This is a genomic window from Paenibacillus sp. FSL R7-0297 (assembly GCF_038009025.1).
Lineage (GTDB): Bacteria > Bacillota > Bacilli > Paenibacillales > Paenibacillaceae > Paenibacillus_AQ.
Genome location: NZ_JBBPAQ010000001.1, coordinates 6809815 through 6828451, shown reverse-complemented (window position 1 = coordinate 6828451; position 18637 = coordinate 6809815). Strand labels below are relative to the sequence as shown.

20 protein-coding genes are annotated in these 18637 nt (G+C 52.4%); 17 read left to right on the top strand and 3 right to left on the bottom strand.

Annotated elements, in window-relative coordinates; translation table 11 throughout:
- Nucleotides 1-139: 139 nt before the first annotated feature.
- Nucleotides 140-1213 (bottom strand): M42 family metallopeptidase, encoded by a 1074-nt coding sequence (locus tag MKZ24_RS29625; protein ID WP_042233830.1) that lies wholly within the window; start codon nt 1211-1213, stop codon nt 140-142.
- Between the two features lie 332 nt (nt 1214-1545).
- Between MKZ24_RS29625 and MKZ24_RS29620 the strand changes: the two genes are divergently transcribed.
- The 16 genes from MKZ24_RS29620 (at nt 1546) to MKZ24_RS29545 (ending at nt 15354) form a co-directional block, all read left to right on the top strand.
- Nucleotides 1546-1716 (top strand): hypothetical protein, encoded by a 171-nt coding sequence (locus MKZ24_RS29620; RefSeq protein WP_340789383.1) that lies wholly within the window; start codon nt 1546-1548, stop codon nt 1714-1716.
- A 133-nt stretch (nt 1717-1849) separates the two neighbouring features.
- Nucleotides 1850-2347, top strand: coding sequence for a stage V sporulation protein AC (gene spoVAC / locus MKZ24_RS29615; protein ID WP_340789380.1), 498 nt, complete (start codon nt 1850-1852; stop codon nt 2345-2347).
- Between the two features lie 3 nt (nt 2348-2350).
- Nucleotides 2351-3385 carry a stage V sporulation protein AD gene (gene spoVAD, locus MKZ24_RS29610; RefSeq protein ID WP_042233837.1) on the top strand — a complete coding sequence of 345 codons (1035 nt, stop codon included), beginning with the start codon at nt 2351-2353 and terminating at the stop codon, nt 3383-3385.
- Nucleotides 3382-3732, top strand: coding sequence for a stage V sporulation protein AE (spoVAE, locus tag MKZ24_RS29605; protein ID WP_042233840.1), 351 nt, complete (start codon nt 3382-3384; stop codon nt 3730-3732). The genes spoVAD and spoVAE overlap by 4 nt, the downstream gene beginning before the upstream one ends.
- A gap of 816 nt (nt 3733-4548) precedes the next feature.
- Complete coding sequence (locus tag MKZ24_RS29600) at nt 4549-5505, top strand: AAA family ATPase (RefSeq protein WP_042233842.1); 957 nt, start codon at nt 4549-4551, stop codon at nt 5503-5505.
- Between the two features lies 1 nt (nt 5506).
- Nucleotides 5507-6757 (top strand): DUF58 domain-containing protein, encoded by a 1251-nt coding sequence (locus tag MKZ24_RS29595; protein ID WP_042233844.1) that lies wholly within the window; start codon nt 5507-5509, stop codon nt 6755-6757.
- Nucleotides 6754-8988 carry a transglutaminase-like domain-containing protein gene (locus tag MKZ24_RS29590; RefSeq protein ID WP_340789377.1) on the top strand — a complete coding sequence of 745 codons (2235 nt, stop codon included), beginning with the start codon at nt 6754-6756 and terminating at the stop codon, nt 8986-8988. The genes MKZ24_RS29595 and MKZ24_RS29590 overlap by 4 nt, the downstream gene beginning before the upstream one ends.
- Before the next feature lie 95 nt (nt 8989-9083).
- Entirely contained in the window at nt 9084-9608 is a 525-nt protein-coding gene (locus tag MKZ24_RS29585) for a YqeG family HAD IIIA-type phosphatase (protein ID WP_039308324.1), read from the top strand.
- The gene (gene yqeH / locus MKZ24_RS29580) at nt 9608-10738 is read left to right on the top strand and encodes a ribosome biogenesis GTPase YqeH (RefSeq protein WP_340789373.1); all 1131 of its coding nucleotides are present in this window, start codon (nt 9608-9610) and stop codon (nt 10736-10738) included. Before MKZ24_RS29585 ends, yqeH begins: the two co-directional genes overlap by 1 nt.
- A gap of 83 nt (nt 10739-10821) precedes the next feature.
- On the top strand, nt 10822-11718 hold the full coding sequence (aroE, locus tag MKZ24_RS29575) for a shikimate dehydrogenase (protein WP_042233849.1): 897 nt from the start codon (nt 10822-10824) through the stop codon (nt 11716-11718).
- Between the two features lie 37 nt (nt 11719-11755).
- On the top strand, nt 11756-12049 hold the full coding sequence (gene yhbY / locus MKZ24_RS29570; RefSeq protein WP_042233852.1) for a ribosome assembly RNA-binding protein YhbY: 294 nt from the start codon (nt 11756-11758) through the stop codon (nt 12047-12049).
- 82 nt (nt 12050-12131) lie between these two features.
- The gene (locus tag MKZ24_RS29565; RefSeq protein WP_042233854.1) at nt 12132-12734 is read left to right on the top strand and encodes a nicotinate-nucleotide adenylyltransferase; all 603 of its coding nucleotides are present in this window, start codon (nt 12132-12134) and stop codon (nt 12732-12734) included.
- On the top strand, nt 12706-13284 hold the full coding sequence (yqeK, locus tag MKZ24_RS29560) for a bis(5'-nucleosyl)-tetraphosphatase (symmetrical) YqeK (protein ID WP_340789366.1): 579 nt from the start codon (nt 12706-12708) through the stop codon (nt 13282-13284). Before MKZ24_RS29565 ends, yqeK begins: the two co-directional genes overlap by 29 nt.
- Nucleotides 13281-13628: a ribosome silencing factor gene (gene rsfS / locus MKZ24_RS29555; RefSeq protein WP_039308297.1), complete on the top strand. Its 348-nt coding sequence runs from the start codon at nt 13281-13283 to the stop codon at nt 13626-13628. Before yqeK ends, rsfS begins: the two co-directional genes overlap by 4 nt.
- A complete protein-coding gene (locus tag MKZ24_RS29550) occupies nt 13625-14542 on the top strand; it encodes a CvfB family protein (RefSeq protein WP_042233858.1) in 918 nt (305 codons plus the stop codon). The genes rsfS and MKZ24_RS29550 overlap by 4 nt, the downstream gene beginning before the upstream one ends.
- A 41-nt stretch (nt 14543-14583) precedes the next feature.
- On the top strand, nt 14584-15354 hold the full coding sequence (locus MKZ24_RS29545) for a class I SAM-dependent DNA methyltransferase (protein ID WP_042233860.1): 771 nt from the start codon (nt 14584-14586) through the stop codon (nt 15352-15354).
- 125 nt (nt 15355-15479) lie between these two features.
- On the opposite strand, the gene MKZ24_RS29540 is transcribed toward MKZ24_RS29545, so the two are convergent.
- On the bottom strand, nt 15480-15638 hold the full coding sequence (locus MKZ24_RS29540; protein ID WP_019912516.1) for a hypothetical protein: 159 nt from the start codon (nt 15636-15638) through the stop codon (nt 15480-15482).
- Between the two features lie 184 nt (nt 15639-15822).
- On the bottom strand, nt 15823-16782 hold the full coding sequence (locus tag MKZ24_RS29535) for an ArsR/SmtB family transcription factor (RefSeq protein WP_042233862.1): 960 nt from the start codon (nt 16780-16782) through the stop codon (nt 15823-15825).
- Nucleotides 16783-17239: 457 nt separating this feature from the next.
- Here MKZ24_RS29535 and MKZ24_RS29530 point away from each other — a divergent pair, with 457 nt between their 5' ends.
- Complete coding sequence (locus MKZ24_RS29530) at nt 17240-18637, top strand: ABC transporter substrate-binding protein (RefSeq protein WP_042233865.1); 1398 nt, start codon at nt 17240-17242, stop codon at nt 18635-18637.

The window sequence follows — 18637 nt, the reverse complement described above, 5'->3', positions numbered from 1 at the left end:
GCGGGGGCAACCTATCCCTGCGGCTTTTTGCGCTTCCGGTGCGTATGATGTCGGCATAACAAATACGGCGCCCTCTTTGTAAGAGAGGCACCGTAATAATAAGATTGGCATAACCATACCCGCCGAATTAAAGCTCTGCTTAGCTGTTCTCCAGAATCGTCTGCAGTGTAGTGCGGTCCAGGCCTTCAACCAGCTTGACCAGCAGCTCCTTGGCCGCTGCATAATCGTCGCTATGAATAATGGAAGTAGCCGTATGGATATAACGTGAACAGATCCCGATCACCGCCGAAGGAATGCCGATCCCGCTGACATGCACCTGACCGGCGTCCGTTCCCCCCTGGGAGACGAAATACTGGTATTTGATCCGGTGCGTATCCGCCGTATCCTGAACGTATTCAATCAGTCCGCGGTGGGTAATCATCGTAGGATCAAAAATGCGCAGCAGGGCACCTTGTCCCAACTGGCCGAAGGCCTGGCGGTCACCGGTCATGTCGGCAGCAGCACTGGCATCCAGGCCGAAGAAAATATCCGGCTGAAGCAGATTGGCCGCGGTCCGCGCACCGCGCAGTCCGACTTCTTCCTGGACGGTAGCGCCGGAATAGACAGTATTCGGCAATTTTTTGCCGTGCAATTCCTTCATTAATTCAATTGCCAGACCTACGCCATAGCGGTTGTCCCAGGCTTTGGCCATAATCTTCTTCGGATTGGCCAGCGGGGTGAACGGACAGACCGGCACAATCTGCTGCCCCGGGGCAACGCCGAAGCTCTGTGCTTCCTCGCGGCTGTCCGCGCCGATATCTATGTACATTTTACCGATATCGCCCGTCTTGCCCCGCTCTTCCGCGCTCAGCAGGTGGATCGGTGTACTGCCGACAACGCCATTCAGTGTCCCCTTTGGTGTGATAATCTGCAGCCGCTGCGAAGCCACTGCCGAAGCAAGCCATCCGCCCAGCGGCGTGAAACGGATCATTCCGTTGTCCGTGATGCCGGTAACCATGAAGCCCACTTCATCCAAATGTCCGGCGACCATGATCTTGGGGCCGTTCGCCTCACCGCGCAGCACGCCGAACAGGCTGCCCAGGCGGTCCTGCACGAATTCATCGGTATAAGGCGCCATCGCCTCCTTGACATAAGCGCGCAATTCACGCTCGAAGCCGGGGGCTGAAGGGAATTCGGTCAATGTTTTGAACAAGTCGAGTGTTTCTGGATTCATACATATATCGCTCCTTTTATACACTTATAGGATGAACTTAAGTTATTGATAAAAGATAAGAGTTTTATGCTCCGCACATAAATTATCCTTATCTTTCTCGCTGAAACGGTACCGTCCTAAAAAGGACGGCAAGTCCGTTTCCACTTGTCAGGATCAGGTGTTATTGCGGTTCCTTCTCGCTTTTGGTGATTGTCCTTTGTTCATCTTACCCAGTATGAACATTGTTACGCCGATTGTCCATGGCAGGAAGGCACATGAACACAGTGACCTGGTAGACGAATACTATGTTGTAAGGGCTCTGCAGGCAGGAGCCGGGAAAGGATGCGAGGAGAATGTGGCTATCAGGTAGCGTAGCCGCAGCAGGCAATCGGGGAGTGTCCAGGAAGGTGCAGGCCCGAGGTCTCCACAAGCGGTACCCCCGCCGGTACCGGCGGGACAATGAAACCGTGCTGATACTGGTGCTGTTTTTGCTGCTGATTGTTGTGCTGTTTTATTTTTCCTGAGCTTAAGGGGACATAACGGGGCCGCCTATAGTGAACAATAAGGAAAAACCTTTATTGAAGCACAAACCGGAGGGACGGGAAACGCGTATCCCGTTGCCCGCTCCCTTTCGTATCCTAACTGGAGGTGTCTGCATTGCCGGCAAAGACAAAGAAATCAGGCGTCAAGCTGCGGCTTGATACGCTGACCCCGCAGGATTATAAGGAGCTAAGCAAGCCATATGTGCCATCCCGTCCTGTGTTTAAGAATTGTGTGCGCGCCTTTATTTCAGGCGGCCTGATCTGTGTGCTGGGACAAGGCATTCAGGAAGCGTTCATGGCTATATTCGATATGACTTCGCGGGAAGCAGCAAGCCCGACAGTGGCTATTCTGATCCTGCTCTCCGTCATTCTGACCAGCTTCGGTGTATATGACAAGCTTGCCCAGTGGTGCGGGGCAGGTTCGGCCGTGCCTGTCACAGGGTTCGCCAACAGCATGTGCTCGGCGGCACTGGAACACCGGGCAGAGGGCCTAGTGCTCGGGGTTGGCGGTAATATGTTCAAGCTGGCCGGATCTGTTATTGTATTCGGCGTGGTTGCCGCTTTTATCGTAGGTGTCGTTTATGCCGTTATGGGCTGGGGAGGTGCGCATTAAACGATGAAGCAGCTCGGCAGTCAAACTTGGGAATTCACGAACCGTCCGGTCATTCTCGGCTCCTCCGCAGTGGTAGGCCCGGAAGAGGGAGAGGGCCCGCTTGCTTCAAGCTTTGATTTTATCTACGATTCGCTGGAAATGGGCGAGAAGACATGGGAGAAGGCAGAGCGTGCATTGTTTGAAAAAGCTTCCAAGCTCGCGCTCATGAACGCGAATCTGGAGCAGGAGAAGCTGGAGTTTTTTGTCGGCGGTGATCTGATGAACCAGATCATCAGCAGCTCCTTCGCCGCGCGGAAGCTCGGCGTGCCTTATCTTGGCGTCTTCGGCGCCTGCTCGACTTCCATGGAGAGTCTGGCTATCGCCTCCATGATCGTCGACTCCGGCGGCGGCAAGTACGCACTGGCAGGCACATCAAGCCATAACTGTACGGTGGAGAAACAATTCCGCTATCCTACAGAATATGGCTCCCAGAAGCCGCCAACGGCCCAATACACAGTTACGGGCTCAGGCTGTGCAGTGGTCGGCGTGAATGACGGTACCGTTAAAGGTCCTTATGTCGTATCAGCAACTCTTGGGCGTATTATGGATCTTGGACTGAAGGATCCGTTCAATATGGGAACCGCAATGGCACCAGCTGCCGCTGATACGATTACCGCGCATTTCCGGGACACCGGGCTGTCACCGGGGCATTATGATCTGATTGTAACGGGAGACCTGGCATCTGTAGGTCTGCCGATTGCCAAGGAGCTTTTGGCCAAAGAGGGGATTCCCATGGAGCAGACAGTCTTCAATGATTGCGGGCTTATGATCTATGACCTGGACAAGCAGAAATATGTTATTGCGGGGGGAAGCGGCTGCGGCTGTTCGGCGGTAGTGACCTATGGACATATTCTGAGCCGTCTGAAAAAAGGTGAACTGAAACGGGTGCTTATTGTGGCAACCGGAGCGCTGCTCTCACCGCTGTCTTATCAGCAAGGGGAGAGTATTCCGTGCGTAGCCCATGCGGTAGCCCTGGAGAGCGGAGGTGAAGAAGTATGATTTATTTATGGGCTTTTCTGATCGGAGGAGCCATTTGTGTCCTTGGGCAGCTGATGTTCGATGTGCTAGCGATGACTCCCGCCCACACTATGAGTACGCTGGTCGTACTTGGTGCGATTGCCGATGCCTTCGGGATCTATGACCCGCTGGTGAAATTCGCCGGAGCCGGAGCAAGCGTTCCGATTACCAGCTTCGGTAATTCCCTGGTGCACGGCGCATTGACGGAGCTGGAGAGGGATGGCTGGGTCGGGGTGGTGACAGGGATCTTCGATGTTACAAGTGCAGGGATTTCCTCCGCGATTGTTTTCTCATTCCTGGCAGCGCTTGTTGTCCGGCCGAAGGGCTAGGGTGAAGAGAAGGCTATAGAATAAATAAGTGGAGTAACGTATGTAGAAGGATTAAGTGGGAAAAGAAAAACTAAGTGAAATAAAGCTAAATTAGGAGGGCCGCCTTTGGCGGTCTTTTGACTTTGGGATTACACTGTAACCCAAAGCAATGCCATTGATTTTAAAGGTAGCTATTAATTTGCTATAGGCGATTGCGGTGGGCGGAAATAAGGGGAGGGAGGGAGTGGCTGTGAATTTCCGGAAAGTAGAAGCCTTTGAAAGGTGCTTGGGGTAGGCTAAGTGAGGAAATGTGAGGTATTAGTAATCTCGGCCTGCCGGTTAGCAGAGCATTATGAGGAGAACTCAAGAAATCTTGCACAAATTACAACAATACCGGATTTCCCCCCTCAGGACGCGAGAAATCCTGCAAAAAGTACAACATTATCTAATCAGCCTCCCGAACACCCCAACGCTATCGAATCTATCGAACGTACCAGCTCCTGAACGCCCAGCCCGAACATACCAGAAGCCCAAACACCCCAGCCCCGCTGGTAATTCCGCTATAGAGTCAGCGTTTCTTCGAACTCGGTAATAGCGGACAACCACAACTTAATGAAAGGTATCTGTGATGCTCACTTTTTCCAGTGGCTTCCCTGAAGGCGCTCCTCCGGGCTATGACGGAAGATGCTGTGTTTTGCTGCGGCCGGTAAGTGTTTCTTTTGGACAAATCTCGTAAGCCGCTCTATAATTTCACGGCCCCTAACATGTACTTTCACTACTCGAATCATGTAAAATGTATATATTACTGCTTATTCTGACATAGGAGGTTTACCATATATGCCCGTACGTCAAGAATCTACGCAAATTATGAACGCTGTCCGCACTAATCTAGAATCCTGTATACTCGGTAAAAGCTTCGAAATTGAACTGCTGCTCACGGCACTCCTTGCTGGCGGACATGTCCTGATTGAGGATGTTCCGGGGACTGGCAAAACGCAGCTGATCCGGGCGCTATCCCGTTCCATGTCTGGTGAATACCGCCGGATTCAGTGCAATCCCGATATTCTTCCGAGTGATATTACGGGTGTATCTGTCTATCATCCGCGCGATGAAATGTTTCACTTCCGCCCGGGGCCGGTCATGACCAATATTCTGCTTGCCGATGAGATTAACCGGGCGACCACCAAGACCCAGTCCGCACTGCTTGAGGTCATGGAGGAGCGCAATGTGACGGTCGACGGGGAGACCTATCCTCTGCCGCATCCGTTCATGCTCTGCGCAACGCAGAATCCGATAGACTTTGAAGGCACCTATACCCTTCCTGAGGCCCAGCTGGACCGCTTCATGCTGCGGATCAGCCTGGGTTATCCCGATGCCGCGACCGAGAAGAATCTGCTGATTACTCACCAGCAGGGCCAACCGGTAGACAAGCTGACTCCGGTCACCGGGATGGATACCATTGCCGCCATCCAGGAGGAGATCCGCGATATTTATATCAGCGATCCGGTCCTGAACTATTTGCTCGATGTAGTCCGGCAGACGCGGGTACACCCGCTTATCCTTCTGGGGGCCAGCCCCCGGGCATCGCTTTCGTTCATGATGGCATGCAAAGCTTATGCTTTCCTGCAGGGCCGCGATTATGTTCTGCCTGATGATGTGAAGACCCTTACTCCGTTTGCCCTGGGACACCGCATTCTGCTGCGACCGGAATCACGCCTTGATAATGTAAGCGTGGATTCCCTGCTGCAGAAGCTGCTGCAGAGCATTCATGTGCCTGTAACGATGAGGCAATAAGATGAGGAGCATCTTAGCGGGAGCGGCCGCCGTTATTCAGCCAAGGAAATTCATGGGCGTGCTTGCGATTTGGGTCATCACTCTGCTCTACGTGCTGTTTCAGGGCGGCAAAACCTCGTTCATGCTGTTCATTATGGTATCGGTCCTGATCCTGTATCTAATCATTGGGGGACTGGGCGGCGTCCGGAGGGCCAAGGGTACCCGCAGCTTCTACTCCGAACAGGATAAGCCTGATCTGCTCTATGCCGGAGGTTATCTGCGGGTGAAGCTGGAGGTCACGATTCCGGGATTTCTGCCCTTACCCTACGTGGTGGTGCGGGAAATCCTGAAGCGTCATAATGGAGAGTCATGGGTGTTTGAGGAGAGCCTCATTCCTAACATGGGAGGTCGGGGGGAGCTGTTGTTCCAGACGCCGCAGCTGGAGCGGGGCTGCTATGCTTTTGAGAACACGGATATTCTCAGCGAAGACATCTTCGGCCTGATGGAGCACAAAGGCACATTTAAGGCGGAAGGACAATTCAGGGTGATGCCCCGGGTGGTCATGGTGCCGCGATGGCAGCTGTATGAACGCAAAGCACGCCTGTCAGGGCCGCAGGTCTCACTGCTTCAGTCGCGGCGCGAGACGACGCAGATCAACGGAGTCCGTGATTATGTCTACGGAGACCGGCTGACACGGATTCACTGGAATGCAACGGCGAAGACCGGGGATTGGAAGTCCAAGGAATTCGAGCATGAATCTGTGCCCAGGACGATTCTGGTGCTGGACGGCAGCTCAAGCGGTTACTACAACTCCGCTCAGTTTGAGCTGGCGGTATCCATCACGGCTTCACTGCTCGGCTTTGGCATCCGGGAGAGAATCGGCATCGGCCTGTGCTGCCTCGATAGACATACGAAGGTGTTCAGTCCGGCGGAAGGCAATGCAGAGCGGCAGAAGATGATTCAATATTTGATCGATATCAATGCGGAAGGCCGTGGTCCGCTGATTACCAGACTGGAGAGTGCCCAGCGGATGTTCCCCAAGGGGGCGTACTTCGTCCTGATCAGCCCGCAGAGCGGCAGGGTGGTACTGGATACCTTGCGCTGGGCTGACAGCAGGGGGATGACCCCGTCCCACATTCATGTTCTTCATCCTTCAGGGAAATACCGGGCCGGAGAGTGGCTGAATATTCTTCAGTCGCATGGGGTTACCGGTCATAATATCAGCACACTTCATGAGCTCCCTGCGGTACTTGGAGGTGATCCTGTACGATGAAGCATTGGAAGAACGCAGTCAAATCCTCATGGCATCACGCATTGACACTGCTATGGCTCGTGATCATCGCTTTGCAGTGGGTCTCCTACACTGTGCCTTTCTGGCTGGAGGAGACAACAGCCGTTGTATTGCTGACTCTTGTAACAGTAGCCTTAATTGAAATTATTATACCTGTTAAATGGATTTACCGCCTCATGCTTGAAGGTGTGGCGATAGGGTACCTCGTGTATCGTATTCTTCTGCATTACGGGGAATATGTTCCGAATCCCTGGCTGCCTACATTTCGAGAACGGCTGCCGGATATCATCACACATATGAATCCGTATATCTGGTTTGCGCTGGGTGCTTGGGTGCTGATGCTGCTGTCATCCTGGTGGGTGAATGGCAAGGTGCGGATTCTAATGTTCATCGGGATGAATATTACGGCGTTCGCCGTGCTGGACTCTTTTACAACATCTGTATTATGGCAGGAAGTAGCCTGGACCGTGTTTGCCGGAATGGGCTGGCTGGTCACCAGGCATCTAAGAAGCTTCCAATTGTATTATCCGCGGGGCTGGGCCTATCTGCTCAAATATCCTTTCAAAGTCGCCCTTAATATAGCGATTATCTTCTCACTTGTCATTATTGCCGGAGTGAATATGCCGGATGTACGTCCTACGTTAACCGACCCCTATACGGTCTGGCAGGAGTGGAGCGGAAATACACCTTCTTCAGGCACCTCTTCAGGCGGCGGTGAAAGCTCAACCGGTGAAGGGACAAATGGCGCAACCACCTCCGGCTACAGTCTGAATGATGATAATCTTGGCGGAGGCTTTAACTTTGATTATTCTCCCGTAATGACCGTCACCTCCGATTTGCGGACCTATATGCGCGGAGAGATCCGGAGTACGTATTCCGGAAAAGGCTGGAGTGACGATGATACATTCAGCCGGGGAACCTTCAGGACAGTCCAGGTAGGAGAAATGCTGGAGCCTGTTGCGGCCCCTAAGACAGAGACCCGGACACTGACGCAGACGGTTCAGCTGCTGGGCGGCAACAACTATCCTGTGCTCTTCGGCGGCTACTCGATTGTAAAAGTGAATGCTGTGGATGGCGTGGCGGAGAGCAACGGGCTGTCATGGCGGGGGGGAGACAGCGAGCTGCTGTGGAATGCAGCGGGCAGTGCACGCTCTTACCCCCAGACCTATGTGGTGACCTCGGAGGTACCAGTGGTACCGTTTCAGGAGCTGAGTACACAGACTTATGAACAGCTGTACGGAAATCTTGTTCTTGACCCGTATCTCCAGCTGCCGGGTAACTTCCCAGAGCGGGTCCGTACGCTCGCGGAGGAGATTACTGCCGGAGCACAGACGCCGTACGAGAAGGTCATGCTGCTGCAGCAATATCTCCAGCAAACCTTCCCCTACACGAATCAGCCGGATGTCTCACGCGCAAGAAGCAAAGATATGGTCGAGAGCTTCCTGTTTGAGATTATGGAAGGCTACTGCGATTATTACTCCACTGCACTCGTCACAATGACGCGTTCCCTGGATATCCCGGCCCGCTGGGTCAAGGGCTATGCGCCCGGCGAACAGGCAGAAATCCCGGATAATCTGGCGCTTCAGCAAGGCGGTCTAGTGAATAATAACTATACGATTACAAACGCAGATGCCCACTCCTGGGCAGAGATTTATTTCGGTGACTACGGTTGGGTTCCGGTGGAGGCCACGCCCGGCTTCAATGTACCGGTGCTGACCCAGACGGAGGAAGACAACGTATCAGAACCAGAAGTGCAGGAAGAAGAGCAAGCGGAGCCTGAACAGGAGGCGGCAAATACGGCCCCCGGAAGTGAAGGGTTCCATCCGGGTGTCTGGGTAGTAACAGGAGCGGCGGTTATTCTTCTGCTCTGGACCGGATTCCTGCTCTGGCAGCGGCGCATGAGTCTGCGGTTCCTGATCACGCGTCTGCGCATCGGCCATCAGCTGACTCCGGTACAAAAAGTTGTAGCAGAAACGCAGCGCTGGGTAAGGTATGTCCGAAGTAAGGGTATGCTGAAGAAAGAGCATGAAACCTTGCGCGAATCTGTGGAACGCTGGAGCCTAGAACGGCCTGCGGCAGCGGCAAATCTGTCCACACTCCTGGGCATGTTCGAGCGGGCGAATTACAGCCCTGAGGTTATTGAAGACAAAGACTGGCACAGCGTGTATACTGAAGCTTTGCGGCTGCGAAAAAGCATGAAATCCGGCAAGTAATGCTCCAGTATCATAAAGTACCGCTAACAGGTGGATTTTGACAGTTGGATATAGCGCTGGATACAAGTTTTACGTATGAAAATGAGGTGAAAGTATTGTTTGAAAGGTTAGTTCCCAAACTCCGTGTAAATACGGTATTTGATATTGATCTGGAAGAGCTGTACCGTCAAGGATACCGCGGGATTATTACGGATCTGGATAATACGCTGGTCGGCGCCAAGGCGCCTCTGGCTACGCCTGAGCTGCTGCTCTGGTTCACGAAGGTGAAGGAGCTTGGCTTCAAGCTGATCATTGTTTCAAATAACAATATGGACCGGGTGTCGCGCTTTGCAACACCGCTAAATATTGAATTTGTACATCAGGCCCGTAAGCCGAGCAATGCCCCTTTTCTGAAGGCGATGAAGCTGATGGATCTGAAGCCGGAGCAGACGGTAGTGGTCGGCGACCAGATGCTTACAGATGTATACGGCGGCAACCGGCTCGGCCTGTACACGGTGCTCGTGCTGCCGATCTCCGTCAAGGATGAAGGCGTGGGTACAAGAATCAACCGCAGGGTGGAGCAGATTGCTCTGACACGTCTGCGCAAGCAAGGATTGTGGCAAGAGGAGGATAAATCTTAATGAATGCAGTGAACAACGACAAGAAACGGCCTGAGAAATGCAGCGGCTGCGGTATCAAGCTCCAGACTGTAAACAAGGAGCTTCCCGGGTATATACCGGAGACCGCTTTTGAACGGGAACCCGTAATTTGCCAGCGCTGTTTCCGGATTAAGAATTACAACGAGGCTTCTTCCGTATCGGTGAACCAGGACGAATTCCTGAAGCTGCTCAGCGGAGTGGGCGAGAAGAACGCACTGGTCATCCACATTGTGGATATTTTCGATTTCGAAGGCAGTCTGATCTCCGGGCTGCAGCGGTTTGTCGGCAATAATCAGGTTATTCTGGCGGTCAACAAAAGCGACTTGCTCCCTAAGGTGACCAATTGGAACAGAATGCGCAATTGGATGCAGCAGCGCTGCAAGGAAGAGGGACTGCGCACGGCTGAGATTGTGCTTGTCAGCGCGAAACGTAACCAGGGCTTCGACCGCCTGCTGGAGGCAGTAACCGAGCTGCGCGGACAGCGTGATGTCTATGTTGTCGGTGCGACCAATGTAGGCAAATCTACGCTGATCAACCGGCTGATCTCCGATTACAGCGACCTGGAAGAGGAGCTGACTACCTCTCGTTATCCGGGCACGACGCTGGATATGGTCAAGATTCCGCTGGATGACGGCCATTACATTATTGATACTCCGGGGATTGTCTATCCTTGGCGGTACAGTGAACTGGTTGAACGTAAGGATCTGGGTGCTGTAATGCCGGAGAATCCGCTCAAGCCTGCAGTATACCAGCTGAATGAGGGCCAATCACTGTTCTTCGGCGGACTGGGACGTTTCGACTTCGTTCAGGGCGAACGCCAATCCTTCACCTGCTATATCAGCAGTACGCTGAAGATTCACCGCACGAAGCTGGAGCGCGCCGATTCGCTGTATCAGGACCACCGCGGCGAGCTTTTGTCGCCTCCGGGAACGGCGGATATGGATAAGCTGCCGCAGTGGCAGCGTCATGAGTTCCGCATCGCCAGGAATAGCGAGACTGACCTGTTCATCTCCGGCCTGGGCTGGATCAAGGTGAATGGTACGGCAGGTGCAGTTGTAGCTATACATGTGCCGCGTGGCGTTAAGGTGCTTACCCGTCCTTCGCTGATCTAACATAAGCCGATGCTTCCGGAGTGAGCTTTGCGAAGCGAAATCAATGAAGCAGATGCTGACAGAACTTGCAGGAGGGCGATACTATGGCTGAGACAGGCCTGAATGGTAAGGATGGACACCCGGAGCTTCTGCTGGGCGTAATGGGCGACCCGATCGCCCAGTCCAAATCTCCGCTGATGCACGGTGCGGCGCTGAAGGCGCTTGGACTCTCCGGCGCTTATGTGCCGCTGCATATCACTCCGGACAAGCTGGGGGATGCCGTGCAGGCGGTCAGGACCCTCGGCTTCCGCGGGGTGAATGTAACCATTCCGCACAAGGTTGCGGTGATGGACTATCTGGATAAGCTGGATGCCAGCGCGGTGGATGTCGGTGCGGTCAACACGATTGTTAATGACAAAGGTGTGCTGACCGGCTTCAATACGGATGGAATCGGATATGTCCGTTCGCTCAAGGCGGAGGTTGCGCCCGAACTCGCAGGCACCCGTATTCTGGTGATTGGAGCCGGCGGGGCGGCCAGGGGCATTGTCTCAGCCCTGCTGCAGGAGCATCCCGCTTCTATCTTAATCGCCAACCGTAACGAGGAGCGTGCCCATCAGCTGGCAGACGGCTTCCGGAATAGAGGGAGCGTAGCCGGAACGGGTATTGAAGCCATTCCTTCCGTCATCGGCAACATGGATATTGTGATCAATACGACCTCAGTAGGCATGTTCCCCCACATGGAGGAGATGCCGATAGATCCGGCTTGGCTTCATGAAGGAATGATTGTAAGCGATCTGATATACAATCCGCTGCAAACCCGGCTGCTTACGGAGAGCCAGCAGCGGGGCTGCATCATTCACGGAGGGCTGGGAATGTTCGTCTACCAGGGTGCCTATGCGCTGGAGTACTGGACAGGACTCCCAGCACCCGTAGATATCATGCGGCAGACTATTGTGGATTGCCTCGGCGGGAGTGCCGGGGAAATGATTTCGTCCAAGTAAGGTAATAATATATGTTAATTAAGGAGTTTGTTCATTTATGTTAACTGGTAAACAAAAACGCTATCTCCGCTCTTTGGCCCATCATCTGGATGCTGTATTCCAGGTCGGCAAAGGCGGCGTCAATGATCATCTGATCCGTCACATTGAAGAAGCTATTGAGAAACGCGAGCTGATGAAGATCAGTGTGCTGAATAACAATGCCGAAGATCCTAAGGAAATTGGTGCCGCGCTTGCCGAGCAGTCCGGTTCGGAGCTTGTTCAGGTGATCGGCAAAACGATCGTTCTGTACAAGGAATCACGTGATAACAAAACGATTGAGCTGCCCCGCTAAAGGTTTGGCGGCGCAGCCCGCACACTTGTGCGAGGGTTGCAGCCGGATGAAGTTCATCGGATAATAGGAGGAGGTTGACCTCTTGAAAGTAGGAATAATGGGAGGAACCTTCGATCCTCTGCATATCGGCCATATGATGGCCGCGGAAACCGCGCGGGAGAGCTACGGTCTGCATGAGGTCTGGTTTATGCCTTCGCATATTCCGCCCCATAAGCATGAGGCCGGAGCAACGGGCGAGGACAGGCTGTCTATGGTCCAGGAAGCGGTTAAGGACCATCCCTCATTTGGCATCCTCGACTGGGAAGTGGTCAGAGGCGGAGTGTCCTATACCCTGGAAACGGTGATCAGCCTGCAGGAGGAATATCCGCAGCATGAATTCTTTTTCATTGTCGGAGCGGATATGGTTCAGTATTTGCCCAAGTGGCAGGGGATAGAGGAACTGGTACAGAGACTGACCTTCATCGGTGTCGGCCGGCCGGGGACTCCGCTTGATCTTGGTCTGCTGCCCGGTTTCATTGCGGAGCGGGTAGTGCTGGCGGATATGCCGCTGGTGGACCTCTCCTCTACAATGCTCAGAGCCCGGGCTGCCGAAGGGAAATCCATCCGCTATATGGTGCCGGACGCAGTCTTTGAATATGTTCAAAGGAGTGGATTGTATGGGGTACAGCCGCGAAGCGCTGATTGAAGCGGTTTCTGACCAGATGCCGGACAAACGCTGGAAGCATACACTCGGCGTGATGGAATCCTCTGTGAAGCTGGCGCAGCGTTATGGCGCTGATCCTGAACGTGCCGAGACAGCGGCAATTCTGCATGATGTCGCCAAGTATTGGCCTGTAGAGCGGATGCGGGAGATCATTGAACAGAACGGGTTATCCACCGAGCTTTTGAAATACGACAAGCAGCTATGGCATGCCGAGGTGGGCGCTTTTGCCGCTGAGCATGATTATGGAATTACGGATACTGAGGTACTGAATGCCATCCGCTACCATACTTCAGGTCGGGAGAACATGAGCCTGCTGGACAAAATCGTCTGCCTGGCTGATTATATTGAGCCTGGGCGGGACTTCTCCGGTGTGGATGAGATACGCAGGCTGGCCAAGGTCAGCCTGGAGGAAGGGCTGATCGCAGGACTGGATTCCACGATCAGCCTGCTGCTGGAGAAGCGCCGGATCGTGTTCCCGCTTACGGTGCTGGCGCGCAACGATTTAGTAAGAATACTGGAGGATAAAATATGAGTGTACAATCAAACAAACTTCTGGAGCTGGCGCTGAATGCCGTTCAGGACAAAAAAGCAATGAACGTGGTGGCACTGGATCTGCGCAGCGTGTCGCCGATCAGTGATTATTTCATTATCTGCCACGGTAATTCGGATACCCAGGTGCAAGCGATTGCTACTGAGGTTCGCAAGGTAGTTCATGAAGCCGGAGGAATGATCAAAGGCATCGAAGGGATGGACGCAGCCCGCTGGGTACTGATGGATCTTGGGGATGTTATCGTCCATGTCTTCCACCGCGATGAACGCGAATATTACAACATCGAGCGTCTGTGGTCGGATGCCAAGGTTGTGGAAACGGTATGAGTCTGATAGCTGGAACTACGGTTATGCTTGAAGTGATGCGGGAGGTATCCCCTTACGGATACTTCCTGAGCGCCGGTGACCAGGATATCATGCTTCACTACACCGAGCTGGTCGGCAGCAAGCCGAAGATCGGTGACAAGGTTGAAGTGTTCATCTTCTTCGATACCGAGGACCGTCCTGCAGCTACAATGAAGAAGCCTTACCTGACGCTGGGCGAAATGGCGCTGCTTGAAGTGGCCGATATTCATCCGCGTCTGGGCTGCTTCCTGGAGATGGGGCTTGGACGCCAGCTGCTCCTGCCCATTGGCGAGCTTCCGGAGCTGGTGGAGCTGCGTCCGCAGATCGGCGATAAAGTGTTCGCCATTATGGAGCATGACAAGCAGGGGCGTCTTCGTGCCAAGCTGGCCGGAGAGCAGGAGCTTGCGCCGCTGGCGCTGCCCGCACCTGAATCATGGCAGGGACAGACTGTAACGGCGCGGGTGTATAAGCCGCTTCAGATGGGTACCTTTGTCCTTGTAGATGCAGGTGTCCTCGGCTTCGGCATCATCGGGATGGTTCATTCCTCTGAGCGCAGCCGGCTGCTGCGTCTGGGAGAAATGATTGAAGCACGGGTTGCCCATATCCGTGAGGATGGCCGCGTCAACCTCAGTATGGGCCACCGCAAGGAAGTAGGCCGTGATGTGGATTCAGCGGCACTGCTGGACTTCCTGGCTACCCGTCCGGGCGGCGGCATGCCGTATTCGGATGCAACGCCTCCGGATATTATCAAGCAGCGCTTCGGCATCAGCAAGTCAGCCTTCAAGCGTGCGCTGGGCAAGCTGATGAAGGAAGGCCTGGTTACCCAGAAAGAGAACTGGACCTATCTGGCCGGCAAGGAAGAGGCAGATTCGGAGCCTGAATCTGACAACCAATAGTTTTCTGACAACCAATAGTTTATAGAAAGCGGTGTACGCCAGTGTCCTCCTATGGGAAATTTGCTTATGTATACGATGAGCTGATGGCGGATATGCCATATCCGGATTGGCTGACCTTTGCGGAGACGGCATGGAGCAAATACGGCAAGCCGTCTACGGTAGCCGAACTCGGCTGCGGTACCGGCAGCCTGACCATTCCGCTGGCCGCGGCAGGTTATCATATGACGGGGATTGATCTCTCTTCGGACATGCTGGCGGTGGCACAGCGTAAGCTGGAGCAGCAGCCGCAGGGACGGCGTTTTTTACGGGAAGGCAGTGTACGCTGGGTTAGACAGAATATGAAGGAATGGGAGATGCCGGAGCCTGTAGATTCGGTTATTTCCTTCTGCGATTGCCTCAATTACGTACTGGAAGAACAGGATGTAAGGGACGTATTTGTCTGTACCTATGCCGGACTTAAGCCGGGCGGAACCTTCCTGTTCGATGTACATCATCCGAATACGCTGACGCGCTACGAGGAAGAACAGCCCTTCGTGCAGGATGAGCCGAACGTATCGTACATCTGGACCTGTGAGCTGGACGTACCGCGCCGGGAGATTGAGCATCACCTGTCCATCTTCGCCCGTGAAGAGGGCCGCCAGGATGTGTACCGGCGTTTTGAAGAGACGCATACCCAGCGCGCCTATGATCCGGACTGGATGAAACAGGAACTGCTGAAGGCCGGTTTCAGCGATGTTAAGATCTATGCGGACTTCGAGTGGATCGAAGCTGACGATTCCGCCCAGCGGCTGTTTTATGTAGCTGTGAAATAAACCTTATGTATACAGCGGTCCTTACCCGTAGGAGGGTGGGGGCCTTTTTGTTGTTTCTTCTATTTGGATTCTGATAAAAGGAACCGGCCCGTGCATCCGCACGGACCGGCCATCTTTCAATGTTTTTACCTGTGTTCGAACAAATCGATGGTGCCGAGTACAATATGCGCCAGACCAAATCCAAGAATGCCTGTTGCAGCCATTTTATATCTGCTGCCTAAAAAAGCTGCGCTGGAAGCAGTTACTACGGTTCCAAGAACGGCGGGTATCAACCCTTCACGCATTCGAAACACTCCCTCACGGTAGTTTGAAAGACATTCGTTAGTGTGGGTTACGGAGGGGACAATTATACGGGGAGTTTAGCGCAGCGGCGGGCCGGAGGATTCGGAGAATGCGGGGGACGCTAAAACATCATAAAAAAGACCATCCTCTTGAGCGGAGAATGGTCTTTCTGCCTTGCAGAACCTGTCAGTCCACGGCCCCCGCCGTGGTTACACGGCTGGAAGGAGCTTCAACCTCATGAACATTGTAGAGCACACGAGCCAGCAAATCCTGGCTATAATTGCCGAAATGCTTGCCGTAAATGGTTAAGCCACGTTTGTTCACCGGCTTGTCGGTGACGGCAATGCGGAAGGTCAGCTCGCTTTTGTAATCCAGCTTGATATCATCGAGGGTAATATCCGAGATGCGGCAGCCGTCAATGAAGCTTCCCTCATTATTGATCCGGATCAGCTTCAGCATTCCGTACTGATTGAGGTGAGGAGGCCACCAGTCAGGATTGAAGGTGCCGCGGGCATCACCGAAGTCTCCGGGACTGGTCCAGAAACCGATCTCAATCCCGTTTACATAGAAATACAGGTCGGAAGGATAATTATCGTTGAAGCCTGGTGCTTCAGAGCCGATTTCCATGGAGAACTGGATCTCCCGGAAGGTCTGGTTCGCTTTGAGATAATTAGGGATCCGGTATTCCAGGAATCCTTCGGCCATCCAGATAATCTCGGAATCAATCCGCTGCGGATCGGCGAAGTAACGCGGCTCGTCGAAGTCGCCGATAATGCTGTCTTTGGTTGCCAGTCCGCAGGTAGGGACAGCCTGATAATTGCTGTAGTGGCCTACCTGAATTTCGACCTCGTACAGATTGTCAACATCCTTGCTGCGCAGATCTACCATCAGCTTATCTTTATTCAGATAGCAGACCTTCTGGATCCCATGCTTGCCTACTGAGGTATTAATCTCGATTAGGCCGCTTTCCTCCAGCTTCTTGATATGCATCGTAATTGCACCATTGCTGAGATTAAGCTTCTTGGCAATTTCATTGAGGTTCAGCGCCTGATTCGTGGCCAGCAGTTCGAGAATCTGGATGCGGATTTCGGAGCTGAGCGCCTTGAAAATATCAATCCCGCTCATCAGATCTTTGATATAAATCATATTTAGGGTACCTTCTTCCAGTGAGGTCATTAGAAAAAAACTATTTTATAAAATTATAAACTAATTGAGCCTAAAAGGAAAGCATTCTTCCTTTATTTGTACATTATAATTAAATTTAAGCTAAATATGAAACGAAAAGGATTTTTATTTTATATTTTTATAAATGAATAAAGCCGATAAATTGCGAAAAAAGCCTGTTATATTCAGTAACTATATCTTCAAAGACTTTTGATTCAAATATATATGAATAGTTTTATATTTATGTGTTTACAGTGATCTTTATATATGTTATTTTATATCTGTAAGCGAATACATTCAAATGTTTTTTAATTATTTTAATAATATATGAAACGTAAGTCGTAAGATGAGGTAGCTTGAACTAACAAACCTGTATACGGTTACTTTAGTTCTTCTATATAGCATTATAATTGTTCAGCAAATCCTAGGAGGGGTTACAGTGTTAAAGAAAAAGGGCTGGTTTACACTGCTGTCGTTAGTTCTGATGGTATCAGTTATACTTACAGGCTGCGGCGGGAACAACAATGCATCATCCGGTAGCAATAGCGGAGGCGAAGCCACTGCAAATGCCGGCAAGAATGATTCGAAAGAAACCAAAAACCTTACCTTCATGTTCCGTGGAGGAACCGATGAGCAAAAAGCCTATGAAGGTGTCGTGAAGAAATTCGAAGCAGACCATCCGAACGTCAAGGTTAAAATTGTCGTTACTGCGGCAGATCAATATGCTACCAAGCTGAAAGCATCTATTACAGGCAACAGCGTGCCGGACGTATTCTATTTTGAATCCGGGGACCTGAAGGCTTATGTGAACAGCGGCGTGCTGCTGGACCTTACCAGCTATGTAGAGAATAACCCTAATATCGATTTGAACAACATTTGGAAATATGGTGTGGATTTGTACCGCTACGACGGCACTATGGCCGGACAAGGCAATCTGTACGGAATGCCTAAAGATGTTGGCCCATTCGCACTCGGCTACAACAAAACGATGTTCGAAGCAGCAGGCATACCTCTGCCGGACAAAGACAAACCCTACACTTGGGATGAATTCATCAAAGTGGCCCAGCAGCTGACGACCGATAAAGACGGCGACGGCAAGCTGGATCAATTCGGCGCAGGCTTCAACGTGCAATGGGCATTGCCATCCTTCGTATGGAGCAACGGGGCTGACTGGATCGATGCTACCAAAACAAAAGTAACGATTGATGATCCGAAATTTATCGAAGCTCTGCAGTTCTTCACCGACATGCAGCTTAAATACGGTATTACGCCGTCCACAGAACAAGCACAGACACTGGATACCTACCAGCGCTGGATGAAAGGCGAAATGGCCTTCTTCCCTGTAGGCCCTTGGGATATGAGTACCTATGAAACACTGCCTTTCGATTATGATCTGATTCCTTATCCTGCAGGCTCCACAGGCAAATCCGCTACATGGACCGGATCACTTGGTATCGGTGCTTCCGCCAAGACCAAACATCCGGATGAAGCTGTAGAGCTGATCAACTATCTGACGGCATCCAAGGAAGGTATGGAAGCGCTTGTTAAGGCTAAAGTACAAATTCCGAACCTGATTGATATGGCTACCGAGTGGGCTGCAGATACAACAACAAAACCAGCCAACAAAGAAGAGTTCCTGCAGGTGGTTAACGAGTACGGAAGAGTGCTCCCAGGTCATTATACTTACAATGCTGAGTGGTATAACCTGTTCTACACCGATATCCAGCCGGTTCTTGACGGCAAGGTTACACCGGAAGAGTATGTGAAATCAGAGCAGCCTAAGATGCAGAAGCTGCTTGATAAAGCAGTGGAGCAGGAAGCTAAATCCAAGAAATAA